11 protein-coding genes are annotated in these 15,242 nt (G+C 70.8%); 9 read left to right on the top strand and 2 right to left on the bottom strand.

Annotated elements, in window-relative coordinates; genetic code table 11:
• The coding region (gene thiD / locus VJ693_RS01810) for a bifunctional hydroxymethylpyrimidine kinase/phosphomethylpyrimidine kinase (RefSeq protein WP_324151754.1) at window positions 1-602 on the bottom strand (602 nt) is incomplete at its 3' end.
• 189 nt (window positions 603-791) lie between these two features.
• Here thiD and VJ693_RS01815 point away from each other — a divergent pair.
• The 8 genes from VJ693_RS01815 to VJ693_RS01850 all read left to right on the top strand — a co-directional run bounded on the left by VJ693_RS01815 (window position 792) and on the right by VJ693_RS01850 (window position 13,235).
• Window positions 792-944, top strand: coding sequence for a rubredoxin (locus VJ693_RS01815; protein WP_324151755.1), 153 nt, complete (start codon window positions 792-794; stop codon window positions 942-944).
• Window positions 945-1,029: 85 nt separating this feature from the next.
• On the top strand, window positions 1,030-1,437 hold the full coding sequence (locus tag VJ693_RS01820; RefSeq protein WP_324151756.1) for a response regulator: 408 nt from the start codon (window positions 1,030-1,032) through the stop codon (window positions 1,435-1,437).
• A 61-nt stretch (window positions 1,438-1,498) separates the two neighbouring features.
• On the top strand, window positions 1,499-1,864 hold the full coding sequence (locus VJ693_RS01825; RefSeq protein WP_324151757.1) for a response regulator: 366 nt from the start codon (window positions 1,499-1,501) through the stop codon (window positions 1,862-1,864).
• Between the two features lie 48 nt (window positions 1,865-1,912).
• Entirely contained in the window at window positions 1,913-2,440 is a 528-nt protein-coding gene (locus tag VJ693_RS01830) for a CheW domain-containing protein (protein WP_324151758.1), read from the top strand.
• A 247-nt stretch (window positions 2,441-2,687) separates the two neighbouring features.
• Window positions 2,688-4,919, top strand: a complete 2,232-nt coding sequence (locus VJ693_RS01835; protein WP_324151764.1) for a methyl-accepting chemotaxis protein — start codon at window positions 2,688-2,690, stop codon at window positions 4,917-4,919.
• Window positions 4,920-4,968: 49 nt separating this feature from the next.
• Window positions 4,969-11,127, top strand: a complete 6,159-nt coding sequence (locus tag VJ693_RS01840; protein WP_324151759.1) for an Hpt domain-containing protein — start codon at window positions 4,969-4,971, stop codon at window positions 11,125-11,127.
• 33 nt (window positions 11,128-11,160) lie between these two features.
• Entirely contained in the window at window positions 11,161-12,186 is a 1,026-nt protein-coding gene (locus VJ693_RS01845) for a GGDEF domain-containing protein (RefSeq protein ID WP_324151760.1), read from the top strand.
• A gap of 101 nt (window positions 12,187-12,287) precedes the next feature.
• Window positions 12,288-13,235, top strand: a complete 948-nt coding sequence (locus tag VJ693_RS01850) for an alpha/beta hydrolase (protein ID WP_324151761.1) — start codon at window positions 12,288-12,290, stop codon at window positions 13,233-13,235.
• A 97-nt stretch (window positions 13,236-13,332) separates the two neighbouring features.
• Here the strand turns inward: VJ693_RS01850 and VJ693_RS01855 are convergent, their stop codons facing one another.
• Complete coding sequence (locus VJ693_RS01855; RefSeq protein WP_324151762.1) at window positions 13,333-14,838, bottom strand: deoxyribodipyrimidine photo-lyase; 1,506 nt, start codon at window positions 14,836-14,838, stop codon at window positions 13,333-13,335.
• A 73-nt stretch (window positions 14,839-14,911) separates the two neighbouring features.
• On the opposite strand from VJ693_RS01855, the gene VJ693_RS01860 reads away from it, so the two are divergent.
• Window positions 14,912-15,242: YqgE/AlgH family protein (locus VJ693_RS01860; RefSeq protein WP_324151763.1), on the top strand; the 331-nt coding region annotated here is incomplete at its 3' end.

Genomic DNA, 15,242 nt, shown 5'->3' on the forward strand with positions numbered 1-15,242 from the left:
GGCAGCATCACGCCGGTCACCAGCACATAGCGCGTGCCGTGCTCGGCGGCGGCCACCGCCAGCTCGCGCGGCGAGGCCGGGCGGTCGGAATCCCATTCGGGCAGCAGGAAATCGGTCAGCGTCTTGTGGTTGCCCACCAGCACCTCGGTGGCCGGCAGGATCAACTCGCGAAACGCGTCGAGGTAGCTCTGCGCCTCGTCATCCGACAGCCAGGCCAGGCCCGGCAGATACGACACCAGCGGCACTTCGGCGTAGTCCGACAGGATCTCGGCGACCGCCGAAACGTTCTCGGCCGAGCCGAGGAAGCCGACCTTGAAGCCGGCCAGCGTGATGTCTTCCAGCACGTAGCGCGCCTGCTCGACGATCGCGTCGCCGTCGATCAGGTGCTGGTCGAAGATCTCGGCCGTGTCGCGCATCACGATGCTGGTGACCACCGGCAGCGCGTGGGCGCCCATCGCGGCGATCGTCGCCACATCGCCGGACAGGCCGCCGGCGCCGCTCGGGTCGCTTGCGTTGAAGCTCATCACGCAGGCGGGCGCGGGCGCCTCCTGCTCGGACTCGGCAGGGCCGTTGTCCGGGTCGGGTCGGGGTGTGGTGGTCATCGGTGAAAAAACCCCCCGCCAGTGCATTGCGGCACGGTTTGTGCGCGCTACTGGCGAGAAGTTCAGAAAAGGGTGAGCTTTGTGGCGTATGTGCCGATAAACCCTTGGCTTTTGCCGAGAGCCCGTGGCTACAATCAAAAGCGATTGTAGTGATGTGGCATCGATAAAGTGAGTGAATACAGAACCTGGATGTGCCTCATCTGCGGATGGATTTATGACGAGGCCGCCGGGGACGCCGAGCATGGGATTGCGCCGGGCACACGTTGGGAAGACGTCCCGATGAACTGGACCTGCCCGGAATGCGGTGCGCGCAAGGAAGATTTCGAAATGGTTCAGATCTGAATTCCGCCGTCATCGCAGCCTAGAGACAGTCGCGCGGCTCGACGAATTTGCCGAGACCGGGACAACAATCATCGTTTGGGGGCGCATGGTGACCGACAAAGTAACGGAACACCCCGCGTCGGCGACCAGGGTCCTGGTCATCGACGACAGCAACACGATCCGCCGCAGCGCGGAGATCTTTCTTCGCCAGGGTGGGTATGAAGTCGTGTTGGCCGAGGATGGCTTCGATGCGCTCGCCAAGGTCAACGACCACGAGCCGAACCTGATCTTCTGCGACATCCTGATGCCGCGACTGGATGGCTATCAGACCTGCGCCATCATCAAGCGCAACCCGAGGTTTGCCCACGTTCCGGTCGTGATGCTGTCGTCCAAGGACGGCGTGTTCGACAAGGCGCGCGGCCGCATGGTCGGCTCGGACGACTACCTCACCAAGCCCTTCACAAAGGACCAGTTGCTGCGCGTGGTCGCGCATTTCCGCTCGGTCGCCGCCTGATGCGCGACCAGCGACGCCATCCCCGGCACCACGAGCGGCCGGGCCTGCCGGAGTAAACACCATGCCCATCCAGAACATCCTGCTGGTCGACGATTCCAAGACCGAGTTGCACCTGTTGTCCGACATGCTCACGCAGAAGGGCTTCACGGTGCGTACCGCCGAGAACGGCGAAGAGGCCATGCGGCGCCTGGCCGAGGCCAAGCCCGACCTGATCCTGATGGACGTGGTGATGCCCGGCACCAACGGCTTCCAGCTGACGCGCGCAATCACGCGCGATCCGCGTTTCGCCGGTGTGCCGGTGATCATCTGCACCAGCAAGAACCAGGAAACCGACCGCGTCTGGGGCCTGCGCCAGGGTGCGCGCGACTACGTCGTCAAGCCCGTCGATGCGAACGACCTGCTGGCCAAGATCCAGGCCCTGGGCTGACGCCCGCACGATCCACCGCAGCACTGCCGAAGCCCCCAACGATTCACGATGACCAGCAAGGACGCCCTCCGGGAACTTCAGTTGCGGCTGGCCAACCGGCTCCAGGCCGCGCGCGAACGCCCCCGCGAGGCCGGCTGGCTGGCCGTCGAGTGCGCCACGCTCGGCCTGCTGCTGCCGCTGGCCCAGGCCGGCGAGATCCACCCCGCGCGCCAGGTTGCGCCGGTGCCGCACGCCAAGCCGTGGATGGTCGGCGTGGCCAACCTGCGCGGCCAGCTCAACACCGTCATCGACCTGGGCAGCTTCCTGCACCTGCGCCAACCGGTGACGCCCGGCGCGCCGCGCACCGGCGCGCAGCTCGTCATGCTGAACCCGTCGCTGCGCGTGAACGCGGCGATCCTGGTCGACCGCCTGGCGGGCTTGCGCGATTCCGAGCAGCTCGAGCGCCTGCCGCCGGCCAGTGAACCGCGGCCGGGCTTTGCCGGCGCTGCCTGGCGCGACCCCCAGGGCCGCGTCTGGCAGGAACTCGACCTCGCCGCGCTGGTGCAGGACCCCCAGTTTCTGGACGTGGCGGCGTGACGCGTCACGGCATGCCTGAAAGTCGATGCCGCGTGGTCGTTCGCGGCCTGCTGTGTGAGAGGAAATGATGAGTCAGCACGACACCTTGAAGAGTTCCGCCGGCCTGCCTGTCGAGGCGCACGGCGCCGGTGGTGCCGCCCTCGCGGTCCCGCACTCGGGCGACCACGAAGTTGACCTGCTCCTCAGCGAGATCGACGAGCGCCTGGCCAGCAAGGTCGGCTCGGCGCGGATCGACGATCTCGACAGCATGGCGATCCCGCTGGATGGGATCTCGCTCGACGCCGGCCCGCCGACCCACGCGCCGCGCGACGCCGATATCGAGTCGCAGCCGCTGCCGGACGATGACGGGCACCAGGCCGCGCTCGGCGAGGCCCTGGCGGCCGTCGCGCCGGCCGGTGCCGCCGCGGCCGCTGCCGCCGAGGCGCAAGCCGCGGCGGACGAGCCTTCGGCGCTGCCGCTGATCGGCAAACAGTCGCCCGCCCAACAGCAGCGTGTGCTGGTGGGCATGATCGTCGGCGGTGCGGTCACCTTCGTGTTGACTGGCGCGCTGGCGCTGACCGCCGCCGGCAAGCAGGCCGGCCAGCTCGCCGCCACCGGCCAGGCGCTGATGCAGTCGCAACGGCTGGCGAAATCGGTCTCGCAGGCCTTGATCGGCAGCCCCGCCGCCTTCCCGGAAATGAAGGAAAGCGGTGAAGTGCTGGCGCGCAGCCTGCGTGGGCTGAACACCGGCAACGAGCAGGTCGACGCCGCGCCCGCGGCGGTGCAGGAGACGCTGGCGCCGCTGATGCCGCTGCTCGATCGCGCCGAGAAGAACGGCGGGGTCGTGCTGGCCCAGCAGAAGACGCTGACCCAGGTCGGCCAGGCGCTGCGCCTGATCAACCGCCAGTCGTCCGACCTGCTCGAGATCGCCGAGACAGTCAACTCGCTGAAGCTGCAAAGCGGCGCCTCGGCGTCCGAGCTGTCGGCGGTCGGCCAGCTGGTGATGCTGACCCAGCGTATCGGCAAGAGCGCGAACGAATTCCTGACGCTCGAAGGCGTGAGCCCCGAGGCGGTGTTCCTGCTCGGCAAGGATCTGAACTCCTTCCGCGAGATCGCCGATGGCCTGCTCAAGGGCAACGCCGAGCTGCGCCTGCCCGGCACCAAGGATCCGCAGACCAAGGAGCGGCTCGAGCAGCTGATCACCCAGTACGAGCAGACCCGCACGCAGGCCAGCGCGATCCTGGGCAACCTGCAGGGGCTGGTCTCGGCGCGTGAAGCGCAAGCGGCGATCGTCGGCGACTCCGAGCCGCTGCGAAAGGGCCTGGAAGCGGTGCAGGCGGGCCTCGAAAGCCGGGGCGGCCTGAGCGGCGTGCACATTGCCGTGCTGCTGCTGTCGGGGGTGGCCATTGCACTGGGCGGCCTCGGTCTGCTTCGGCTGTACGTGGGCAACCAGGCGCTGCGCGCCCAGCAAGCGGAAGAGCACGAACGCGAGGCCAAGCGCGTCAACGACGCGAACCAGGCGGCCATTCTGCGGCTGATGAACGAGCTGCAGACCGTCGCCGAAGGCGACTTGACGCAGCAGGCCACCGTGACCGAGGACATCACCGGCGCCATCGCCGACTCGGTGAACTACACGGTGGAAGAGCTGCGTAACCTGGTGGCCCAGGTGCAGGGCACCGCGGCGCGGGTGACGCACACGACGCAGCAGGTGGAATCGACCTCGACCGAGCTGCTGGCGGCGTCGACCGAGCAACTGCGCGAGATCCGCGAGACCGGTGAGTCGGTGCTGCAGATGGCCAGCCGAATCAACCAGGTGTCCGCGCAGGCCGAACAGTCGGCCGAGGTGGCGCGCCAGTCGCTGACCGTGACCTCGAACGGCCGCCAGGCGGTGCAGGATTCGATCGGCGGCATGAACGCGATCCGCGAGCAGATCCAGGAAACCTCCAAGCGCATCAAGCGGCTGGGTGAATCGTCGCAGGAGATCGGCGAAATCACTGAGCTGATCTCCGACATTACCGAACAGACCAACGTGCTGGCGCTGAACGCCGCCATCCAGGCCGCTTCGGCCGGTGAAGCCGGCCGCGGCTTCTCGGTGGTGGCCGAGGAAGTGCAGCGCCTGGCCGAACGCTCGGGCGACGCCACCCGCCAGATCGCGGCGCTGGTGAAGACCATTCAGACCGACACGCAGGATGCGGTGGCCGCCATGGAGCAGTCGACCCAGGGCGTGGTGCAGGGGGCCAAGCTGTCCGACGCGGCCGGCTCGGCGCTGGTCGACATCGATCGCGTGACGCGCGAGCTCTCGGCGCTGATCGAGGCGATCTCGAACGAAGCCAAGCGCGAGGCCGAATCGGCCAACGTCGTGGCCGCCAACATCCAGCACATCTTCGCGGTGACCGAACAGACCGGCGACGGCACGCGCTCGACCGCGCAGATGGTGCACGAGTTGTCGCGCACCGCCGACGAGCTGCGTCAGTCGGTGGACCGCTTCAAGATCGGTTGACGCCGATCGCCACGTCGCGAAGCCGACCGAACCCATTCAGCTTGCCGCCATGGATGCAGACCGCGATCAAACCGTGCCCGGCGACCTGAGCGCGCTGGCCTGGGTGCAGGAAGAACTGCGCCGCACGCTGGACCAGGCGCACAAGTCGCTGCGCCGCCACCTGCGCGAGACCGAGCAGCGCGCCAGCGCCGAGCCCGATGCGGAGCCGGTGGTGCCCACCGCGCTGCTGCAGGCGCGCACGCTGGTCCACCAGGGGGTGGGCGCGCTCGAGATGATCGGGCTGTCGGCGCCCGCGCGCTGCCTGAACGCCACCGAGCAGGCCCTGTCCAAGTTGGCCGACCGCAGCGTTCCCCTCGACAACACGGCGATCGAGGCGATCGAGCGTGCGTCGTTCGCGCTGCTCGATTTCCTCAAGCGCCAGCTGGCCGGCAAGCCGGTCTCGTCGCTGACGCTTTTCCCGCAGTACAAGGCCGTGCTGGCGATCGCCAAGGCCGACCGCATCCACCCGGCTGACCTGTGGGAGGCCGAGGAGCGCAGCGACCCGGTGCCGAGCTGGGATTCCGGCTTTGCGCCGCTCGAGCCCGACCAGGAAGTGCACGCCGCGATCGAGCGCGCGATGCTGAAGGCGCTGCGCAGCGGCGACAACGCCTCGCTGCACCGCATGAGCGACCTGTTCGCCGGCCTGTCGGCGAATGCCGAGGGCCGCACGGCCACGCTGTGGCAGCTCGCGTCGGGCTTCTTCGAGGCCCAGGCGGTCGGCGTCCTCGCCTCCGATCTGTACTCCAAGCGGCTGGTCTCGCGGCTGCTCGCCCAGCTGCGGGCGGTCGAGCGCGGCGCCACCGACGGCCCGGGCCGCCTGCTGCGCGACCTGCGCTTCTTCTGTGCCCAGTCGCGCCCCGTCGATGCGCAGATCGCGCCCCGGCTGGCCCAGGTGCGCCGCGCGATGGCGCTGCCGGACGTCGAGCCGGTCAGCTACGAGACCAGCCCGCTGGGCCGCTACGACCCGGCGATCATCCCGCTGGCGCGCAAGCGGGTGGCGGCGCTGAAGGAGTCGTGGTCATCGCTGGTGTCGGGCGACGCGGCGCTGGGCGCCGCGGTGCCCGAGCAGGCTGCGCTGGTCGCCGACTCGGTGCGCCAGATCTACCCGGATGGCAACGACCTGGCCGATGCGCTGATCGCCGCCACCCAGCGCGGGCACGCACCGTCGCCGGCGCTCGCGATGGAGGTCGCCACCGCGCTGCTGTGCGTCGATGCATCGCTGGACGACATCGACCTCGAGCGGCCCGAAATGCAGCAGCGCGTGCAACGACTCGCGCAGCGCCTGGGCACGGTGACGGCCGGCGGCGAGCAGGCGCCGATCGAACCCTGGATGGAGGCGCTGTACCGCGAGGTCTCCGACCGCCAGACCATGGGCAGCGTGGTGCAGGAACTGCGCGCCTCGCTGGCCGAGATCGAGCAGCAGCTCGACCGCTTCAGCCGCGCGCCGACCGAACGCGAGCCGCTGATCCCGGTGCCGGGCGAGCTGGCGGCGATGCGCGGCGTGCTGTCGGTGCTCGGGCTGGACCAGGCCTCGGCCGCCGTGCAGCGCATGCGCGACGACGTCGACGGGGTGATCGCCTCGGCCGACGAAGGGGCCGACGAGATGGCCGGCCGCCTGGCCGACAACGTCGGTGCGCTGTCGTTCATGATCGACATGCTGGGCGTGCAGCCTCAGCTGGCCAAGTCGCTGTTCCGTTACGACCCGGCCAGCGGGCGCTTCGCCGCCGTGATGGGCCACACCCGCGTCGCCCCGCCGGCGGGGCCGGTGGCCGAGACCGGGCTGATCGAGCAGGCCCAGTCGCTCGCCGAGTCGCTGGCCGAGCCGGCCGCGGCCCAGGGCCTGTCGGACGACGATTTGTCGCGCACGCTCGACACGCTGACCCACCACGCGGTCGCGGCCGACGCGCCGCAGCTGGCCGAGCGCGCCGCGCATGCGCGCGATGCGCTGGCCAGCGCCACGAGCGACGCCGAGCGCGATGCCGCCCGCGCCGACATCGCGCAATCGCTGGGCGATTTCGTCGCCCAGCAGGAACTCCAGCCCCCGCCCGAATCGCCGCGCAGCCGGCCGATGCCGTTGGACGAAGAGCCCGACGACATGCGCGAGATCTTCTTCGAGGAAGCGCGCGAGGTCGTCGAAGGGGCGCTGGCCGCATTGGCCGAGCTGGCCGAGCAGCCGCAGGACCTGGAAGCGCTGACCACCGTGCGCCGTGCCTTCCACACCCTCAAGGGCAGCTCCCGCATGGTGGGCCTGCGCGACTACGGCGAAGCCGCCTGGGCCTGCGAGCAGCTGTACAACGCCCGCCTGGCCGAGGCCACCGTCGAGGCCGACTCGGCGCTGCGCGATTTCACCGCGCGGGCGCTGGACCAGCTCGCCCGCTGGGTCGACGCCCTCGAAGGCGGTGCCGGCGTATTGCCCGACGGGCGTGCGCTGGCCGAGCAGGCGCAGGCGCTGCGCCTGCGCAGCGTCACGCCGCCCACCGCGGTCGCGCCCGAGCCGCTGCCCGCACTGCCGCCGGCACCCCAGCCGGTGGTGCCGCCGCCTCCGCTGACGATTCCCGCCACCTTGCCCGCCGAGCTGCTGGAGCTGCCCGAGCTGCCGCCGCTGCCCGAGGTGCAGGAGATGCTGCCGGCCGACGCCGAGCCGACAACGCTGCGCCTGCCCCCCGAAGCGGCGCCGCGGGCGCCTGCACCCCCCGCCCCAGTGGCCACGCCGGCCTCCGGCTCCGAATGGGCCCTGACCGCCGAGGCGCCGCTGCAGGACCTGCTGGCGTCGATCGACCTGCAAGTCGATCTCGAACTGCCGCTCGAAGACACCGCGTCGGTGCCGCTGGACGAGTCGGCCGTGGCCCCCTTCGTCACCGAGGAGCCGGCCGAGGCGGGCGAACTGCCGGAGACCGTGCCCGACGACACCGTCGCGCCGCCGGCGCCGGAAGACGACGCCGAGCGCTACAAGGTCGTCGGCCCGCTGCGCATTCAGATCGCGCTGTTCAACATCTTCCTCAACGAGGCCGATGAGCAGTCGCGCCGCCTGGGCGTCGAGATCGCCGAGTGGCAGCACGAGCTGCAGCGGCCGGTCGGGGAGGCGGCGGTTGCGCTGGCCCATTCGCTGGCCGGCAATTCAGCCGCGGTCGGCTACAGCGACCTGTCCAACCTGGCCCGCCGGCTCGAACACGGGCTCGAACGCTCGGCCTCGCGCGGTGCCGGCCACGCCGAAGAGGCGCAGCTGTTTGCCGACGTCGGCGACGAGATCCGGCGCCTGCTGCACCAGTTCGCCGCCGGGTTCCTGAAGCCGGTCGCCCCGGAACTGCTCGCGCGGCTGGATGCGCACGACGCGCGCGAGGCCCAGGAGGCCCTGGCCGCCGGCCGTTCCGAGTTGTCGCCGCTGGACGGCCCGACTTCGGCGGTCATGGCCTTTGGCCCGGTGCCCTCGGAGCCCGCGCCGCTGGAAGCGGTGCCGGCCCCGGCCGTAGCGGCTCGGTCCGACCTGCCGGCGCCGCCGGCCACCGCCGTGCCGGTGGTCGCGCCGGCGGTCGAGGACGAAGGCGACACCGGGCCGGTGACCCAGCAGGCACCGCTCGGTGCGGTGCGCTTCACGTCGCTGGCCGACGAGCTGCCGTCGGCCGAGGTCGCCGAGCCGATGGCGGTATCGCCGGCGCGCGATGCGCTGTGGGGCGATTTCCGCGAGGACCTCGACACCGAGGATGCGATCGACGACGAGCTGATCGCGATCTTCATGGACGAAGGGCGCGAGCTGCTGCCGGCGCTGGCCGAGGCCGTGCGCGACTGGGAAGCCACCCCCGATGACGCCGGTGCGGCAACCGCCGCGATGCGCGTGTTGCACACGCTCAAGGGCAGCGCGCGCCTGGCCGGCGCGATGCGCCTGGGCGAGGTGGCGCACCGCCTCGAGACCGCGATCGCCCTGGCCAACGCCCAGGGCACGCCCGATCTCGGCGTGCTGGCCCACCTGCACAGCGGTGTCGACGCGCTGGACGAGGAATTCCAGCGCCTGGAAGGCGGCACCGCCGCCGAACCGGCGCGGGCCACGGCGACGTCGGCGGTCGCGCCGGCGCTGGCATCGCTGCCCGCCGTCGCGGTCAGTGTCCCGCCGGTGGCCGCGCCGTCCGCTGCGCGCGAGCCGGCGGCCGAGGTGCCCGCGCAGGCGCCGGCGGCCGCCCCGGGCGAGGTGCCGGCCGGCACGCCGGCGGCGATCGACTGGGGCCGCTTCGCGATCCACGCCGCCGGCGTGGCCGGGCTGGGCGCCACCGGCGCCGACGTGGGCGGTGGTGTCGTGCGCGTGCGCGCGCCGCTGCTCGAGCGCCTGGTCACGCACGCCGGCGAGGTCGGCATTGCCCGCGCCCGCATCGAGTCTGACATGGGCCAGTTGCAGGGCGCGCTGAAGGAGTTGACCGACAACCTGGACCGCCTGCGCCGCCAGCTGCGCGACCTGGAGCTCCAGGCCGAGACCCAGATGGCCTCGCGCATCGAAGCTGCGCGCCACATGCAGCAGGCCTTCGACCCGCTCGAAATGGACCGCTTCACCCGCGTGCAGGAGCTGACGCGCATGCTGGCCGAATCGGTCGGTGACGTCGGCACGGTGCAGCGCGGCATCCAGCAGACGCTGCAGAGCACCGAAGACCAGCTCGCGGTGCAGGCCCGCCTGACGCGTGATCTGCAGGACGACCTGCTGCGCGCCCGCATGGTCGAGTTCGACACGCTGTCGGATCGGCTGTACCGCGTCGTGCGCCAGGCGGCCAAGGAGTCGGGCAAGCAGGTGCGCCTGAACCTGAGCGGCGGTGCGATCGAACTCGACCGCAGCGTGCTGGACCGCATGGCGCCCGCTTTCGAGCATCTGCTGCGCAACGCGGTGGTGCACGGCATCGAGCCGCAGACGCTGCGCGAGTCGGTCGGCAAGAATTCGCACGGCAACATCGAGATCAGTCTGCACCAGTCGGGCAACGAGGTGCGCATCGAAGTGCGCGACGATGGCGCAGGCCTGAACCTGGCCCGCATCGCCGAGCGCGCGCGCCACCTCGGCCTGCTGGCCGAGGATGGCAAGCCGACCGAGGCCGAGCTGGCCGGGATGATCTTCACGCCCGGCTTCTCGACCGCCGAGCAGATCACCGAGCTGGCCGGGCGCGGCGTCGGCATGGACGTGGTCCGGGCCGAGGTCACTTCGCTCGGCGGCCGCATCGAGACCGCCAGCGCGACCGGCCGCGGCACCGCCTTCCAGCTCGTGCTGCCGTTGACCACCGCGGTGACGCAGGTGGTGGCACTGGCCTGCGGCGAGTTGCATGTGGCGGTCCCGGCGACCCTGGTCGAGACGGTGCGCCGCGTGCCGGTGGCCGAGGTCGAGGCGGCCTATCGGTCCGGCATGCTGCGCCACGGCGACCAGGAGGTGCCGTTCTTCTGGCTCGGCAGCCTGCTGCAGCACGGCCTGCGCGGCGCTGCAGAGGGCCGCACGACGCACGTGGTCATCGCCCGCAGCGCTTCGCAGCGCGTCGCGCTGCACGTGAGCCTGGTGCTGGGCAATCAGGAAGTGGTGGTCAAGAACCTGGGCCCGCAACTGGCCCGCCTGCCCGGCCTGGCCGGCATGTCGCTGCTGGCCAATGGCGAAACCGTGCTGATCTACAACCCGGTCGCACTGGCCACGGTCTACGGCGACGAGGCCCGCCAGCGCCTGCTGCATTGGCTGCACAGCATGCCGGCGGCCGACGAAGCGGCTGTGGCGAGCGTCGTCGAGCCGGCGGCGGCCGAAGCCGCCGAAGCCGCCATTCCGCGCAACGAGAACCGTGCGCCGCTGGTGCTGGTGGTCGACGATTCGCTGACGGTGCGCCGCGTGACGCAGCGCCTGCTGCAGCGCGAGGGCTATCGCGTGACGCTGGCGCGCGACGGCCTCGATGCGCTCGAGAAGCTGGCCGACGAGCGGCCGGCCGTGATGCTCAGCGACATCGAGATGCCGCGCATGGATGGCTTCGACCTGGTGCGCAACGTGCGCAGCGATGCCCGCCTGCACGATCTGCCGGTGGTGATGATCACCTCGCGCATCGCACAGAAGCACCGCGAGCACGCGCAAGAGCTGGGGGTGGACCACTACCTGGGCAAACCGTACGACGAGGAGGCCCTGCTGGCCCTGGTACGCTCGTATGCACAGCCCACGGTGCCGGCGTAAGGGAACGCCCGGGGTTCCGACCGCACAGCATGCATGTCCGAGATCGTTGACCAACTGGCCGAGCTGACAGGCCTGCGTGACCGCGACACGCTGGATGTCAGCCTGGTCACGTCCATCCGCGATCTGCTGCAGCCAGGCAGCGTGGCCGTGCATCGGGTAGTCGGCGATGCCGGCGACGAACGTTGGCTGACGCGCGCCCACCTGGACGTGGCCGACGTGGCCGCGCGTGCCGACTCCTCCTGGGCAGACCCGCGCTCGTTGCCCCTGCTGGCCGAGCGGCCCGCGTGGCAGCGCTGCCTGCAGGCCGCCACCGAGATCGAGCTGTCAGGCAGCGACACGACGCTGCTGCTGCCGTTGGCGTCGGATGCCGGCGTGATCGGCGTGGTCGAGATCGTGACCCGCCAGCCGCTGACCGACGAGATCAAGCGGCTGCTGATCGGGGTGCTGCGCATCTACCGCAACGTGCAAGGCCTGCTCGACTACAGCGAGCGTGACACGCTGACCGGGCTGCTCAACCGCAAGAGCTTCGACGAGACCTTCTACAAGGTCTCGGCCGCGCCGCCGCCGCCGGTGGCCGACCAGCCGGGCGACCGCCGCCACGGCGCGGCGGCCGGCTACTGGCTCGGGGTGGTCGACATCGACCACTTCAAGCTGGTCAACGACCGCTTCGGCCACCTCATCGGCGACGAGGTGCTGCTGCTGCTGTCGCGCGTGATGCGCAGCTGCTTCCGTTTCTACGACCAGGTCTACCGCTTCGGCGGCGAGGAATTCGTCGTGCTGCTGCGTTGCGCCGGCGAGGAAGACGCCAGGGCGGCGCTCGAGCGCTTCCGCGAAGCGGTGCGCGGTTATGTCTTCCCGCAGGTCGAGCACATCACCGTCAGCGTCGGCTTCACCGACGTGCGCCACGGCGATTCCCCCAATGCGGCAGTCGAGCGAGCCGACCGCGCGGTCTACTTCGCGAAGAACCATGGCCGCGACCAGGTCCGAGGCCACGCCGCGCTGGTGCGCGAAGGCCTGCTCGAGGACGACAAGAAGGCCGGCGACATCGACCTGTTCTGACGCGGCCGCGCCGCGCGCCACCGCGGGCCGGCAACGATTCTTTACGCGGCCCGGCACGCGGGCAAACCCGCAGCGGGCACGCGTCTCGCAAAATCGCCCCCATGAACCTTCCCCCTTCGGACTCGCTGCGCCGCCGTGGCGGCTGGAAAGGCTGGCTGGCCGCGATCGTGGGCGGCGCCGGCGCCGCCCAGGCCGCCCCACCGGCCGCGCCCCCGACCCCGGCCGAGCCCCCGGCCGCCCCTTCGCCAGCGGCGGATGGATCCGCGCTGGCGCGGGCCGACGTGCTGGTCTACAAGCCCGACGTCAAGCCCAAGCTGAGGCTGCACCTGGCGCGCCCCGATGCGGCACGCTTCCCCGGCCCGCGGCCGTGCATCGTGTTCTTCCACGGGGGCGGCTGGCGCAGTGGTGATCCCAAGCAGTTCCAGGCCTACGCCAGCCGGCTGGCCGAGCTCGGCGTGGTCGGCATCAGCGCGCAATACCGGCTGATGCGCGACGGCGACGAGCTGCCCCTGGAGGCGGTGCGCGATGCGCGCTCGGCGCTGCGCTTCGTGCGTGCCAAGGCCAGCCAACTCGGCTGCGACGTGCAGCGCATCGGCGCCGGTGGCGGCTCGTCGGGCGGGCACTTGGCGGCCATGACGGCGGTGCCGGCGCCGAAGGGCGGCCTGGCGCTGGACGAAACGTCCGACGATCTGAGCGTCACCCCGCGGCCGCAGGCCCTGTTCCTGATGAACCCACCGTTGAACCTGGAGCGCTACGACAAGCCGGTGCCGGTGGAGCAGCGCCGCCAGCTGTCGCCCACGCTGCTGATCGATGCCAGCCTGCCGCCGACGTGGATCTTCCACGGCACGGCCGACAAGGTCGTGCCGTTCTCGCAGGCCACCGAGTTCCGCGACCGGGCACGCGCGCTCGGTGGTGGCGAGGTCACGGTGCAGGCCTTCCCGGGCCGCGGCCACGGTTTCTTCAACGCCAAGCGCGGCGACGGCGGCGACTTCGAAGCCACGATGACGGGGATCGTCGCTGGCTTGAAGAAGCTGGGCTGGGTACCTTAGGCCCCCACGCTCCCTTCCGGTCGCTGCCCCCCATGGGGGCTCTTGCGACGGACCGGCAGAGCCGGATCCGTGCAAGGGCCTTGGCTTGGCGGATCGTTCATCGGGGGCGTCGCGTGGCGGCGTAACGCGCCAGCGTCAGGCGGCGGGCGGCCTCGTGGTCGACGATCGGCTCGGGGTAGTCGCGGCCCAGCACCAGGCGGGCCGCCTCGAGTTCCAGCGGGCGCGCCTTCCACGGGGCATGGATGGCCGGCGCCTCGAGCCCCGCCAGTGCCGGCAGATAGCGCTTGATGAAGCGGCCCTCGGGGTCGAACCTCTCGCTTTGCGTCACCGGGTTGAAGATGCGGAAGTACGGCTGGGCGTCGCAGCCTGTCGAGGCGGCCCATTGCCAGCCGCCATTGTTGGTGGCCAGGTCGTAATCGTTCAGCCAGCGGGCGAACCAGGCCTCGCCGCGCCGCCAATCCAGCCCCAGGTCCTTGACCAGGAAGCTGGCGCTGACCATGCGCAGGCGGTTGTGCATGTAGCCGGTGTGCCGCAGCTGCCGCATCGCCGCATCGACCAGTGGGTAGCCGGTGCGGCCCTCGCACCAGGCGTCGAACAGCGTATCGGCATGTTTGCCATGCTCCCACTTGATCGTGTCGTACTCGGGCCGGAACGCGTGCTCGGCCACGCGCGGGTGGTGGTGCAGCACCTGGTGGAAGAAGTCGCGCCAGATCAGCTCGCCGAGCCAGGCTTCGGCACCTTGCGAGCCGGCCTGCGTGCGCTGCCAGGCCTCGCGCGCCAGGCGGCGGACCGACACCGTGCCGAAGCGCAGGTGCACGCCGAGGTAGCTCGGGCCCTTGACGGCGGGGAAATCGCGCGTGCGCGCGTAGTCGTCGATGCGGGCGAGGAAGTCGTCGAGCAGTTCGTGCGCGCCGGCGCTGCCGGTCGGCAGTCGCAGCGTGTGCAGGTCGGTGCGCTCGAAGCCGATGTCGGCCAGTGTCGGGATGCCGGGTGTGCCGCCGGCACGGGGCCACGGCGCCAGGCTGGCCGCATGGCGCGCCACGCCCCAGGCGCGCAGGTAGAAGTGATCGACCTTCTTCAGCCACGCGGTCCTGTACGGCGTGAACACGCCATAGGGCGTGCCGGTGGCCGTCATCAGCTCGTCGCGCTCGAAGACCAGATGGTCTTTCACCGTGTACAGCAGGCAGCCGATCGCCGCCAGCCCGCCCCGCACGGCGGCGTCGCGCGCCAGCGAGGCCGGCTCGTCGTCGTGGGCGGCGTAGACGGCCTGCACACCGAGCGCGTCGGCCAGGGCCGGCAGTTCCTCGAGCGCCCGACCGTGGCGCACGATCAACCCCACGCCGTCCACCCCGTGCGACTGGCCCAGCGCTCGCAGCTGGCCATCGAGGTCGACCAGGCTGTCGCGGATGAATTCGACCCGGCGGTCGGCGCGCGGCAGCGGATCCAGGATGTCGGTGTCGAACACGAAGCCGGCATAGACCTGGCCGGCGGCGCGGCAAGCGGCATACAGCGCCGCGTGGTCGTCGGCACGCAGGTCGCGGCGAAACCACACCAGCGCGCGGTCCAGCCGGGGCGGCGGCGGTGATGCAGGCGACGGCGACATCATGGTTCGAGTGTCGCCTTTTTCGCCTTGGGGCCAGGCCCCGCCGGGAAGGGGGCTGAAATAGAATCGAGCCATGGCGTCGGACGGCATCAACCTCACCAACCAGTTCCTGATCGCCATGCCCGGCATGGCCGACGACACCTTTTCGGGAACGGTGGTCTACCTGTGCGAGCACAGCGAGAAGGGTGCCCTCGGCCTGGTGATCAACAAGCCGATCGACATCACGCTGGCCAACCTGTTCGAGAAGGTCGACTTGAGCCTCGAAGGCAGCGCCCTGGCCGAAGAGCCGGTCTACTTCGGTGGCCCGGTGCAGACCGAGCGCGGCTTCGTCCTGCACGAGCCGCAGGGTGGCGAGGCGCAGGTCTTCAGCTCGACACTCCAGGTGCCCGGCGGGCTGGAAATGA

The organism is Ideonella sp. (genome assembly GCF_035254525.1).
In the GTDB taxonomy this organism is placed as follows: domain Bacteria; phylum Pseudomonadota; class Gammaproteobacteria; order Burkholderiales; family Burkholderiaceae_C; genus Ideonella.

Excerpts from the sequence above, each read along its gene's own strand:
- VJ693_RS01815 (WP_324151755.1), top strand. The coding sequence starts at position 792 with ATGTGCCTCATCTGCGGATGGATTTATGACGAGGCCGCCGGGGACGCC.
- VJ693_RS01820 (WP_324151756.1), top strand. The coding sequence starts at position 1,030 with ATGGTGACCGACAAAGTAACGGAACACCCCGCGTCGGCGACCAGGGTC.
- VJ693_RS01830 (WP_324151758.1), top strand. The coding sequence starts at position 1,913 with ATGACCAGCAAGGACGCCCTCCGGGAACTTCAGTTGCGGCTGGCCAAC.
- VJ693_RS01825 (WP_324151757.1), top strand. The coding sequence starts at position 1,499 with ATGCCCATCCAGAACATCCTGCTGGTCGACGATTCCAAGACCGAGTTG.
- VJ693_RS01840 (WP_324151759.1), top strand. The coding sequence starts at position 4,969 with ATGGATGCAGACCGCGATCAAACCGTGCCCGGCGACCTGAGCGCGCTG.
- VJ693_RS01855 (WP_324151762.1), bottom strand. The coding sequence starts at position 14,838 with ATGTCGCCGTCGCCTGCATCACCGCCGCCGCCCCGGCTGGACCGCGCG.
- VJ693_RS01850 (WP_324151761.1), top strand. The coding sequence starts at position 12,288 with ATGAACCTTCCCCCTTCGGACTCGCTGCGCCGCCGTGGCGGCTGGAAA.
- VJ693_RS01835 (WP_324151764.1), top strand. The coding sequence starts at position 2,688 with ATGGCGATCCCGCTGGATGGGATCTCGCTCGACGCCGGCCCGCCGACC.
- VJ693_RS01845 (WP_324151760.1), top strand. The coding sequence starts at position 11,161 with ATGTCCGAGATCGTTGACCAACTGGCCGAGCTGACAGGCCTGCGTGAC.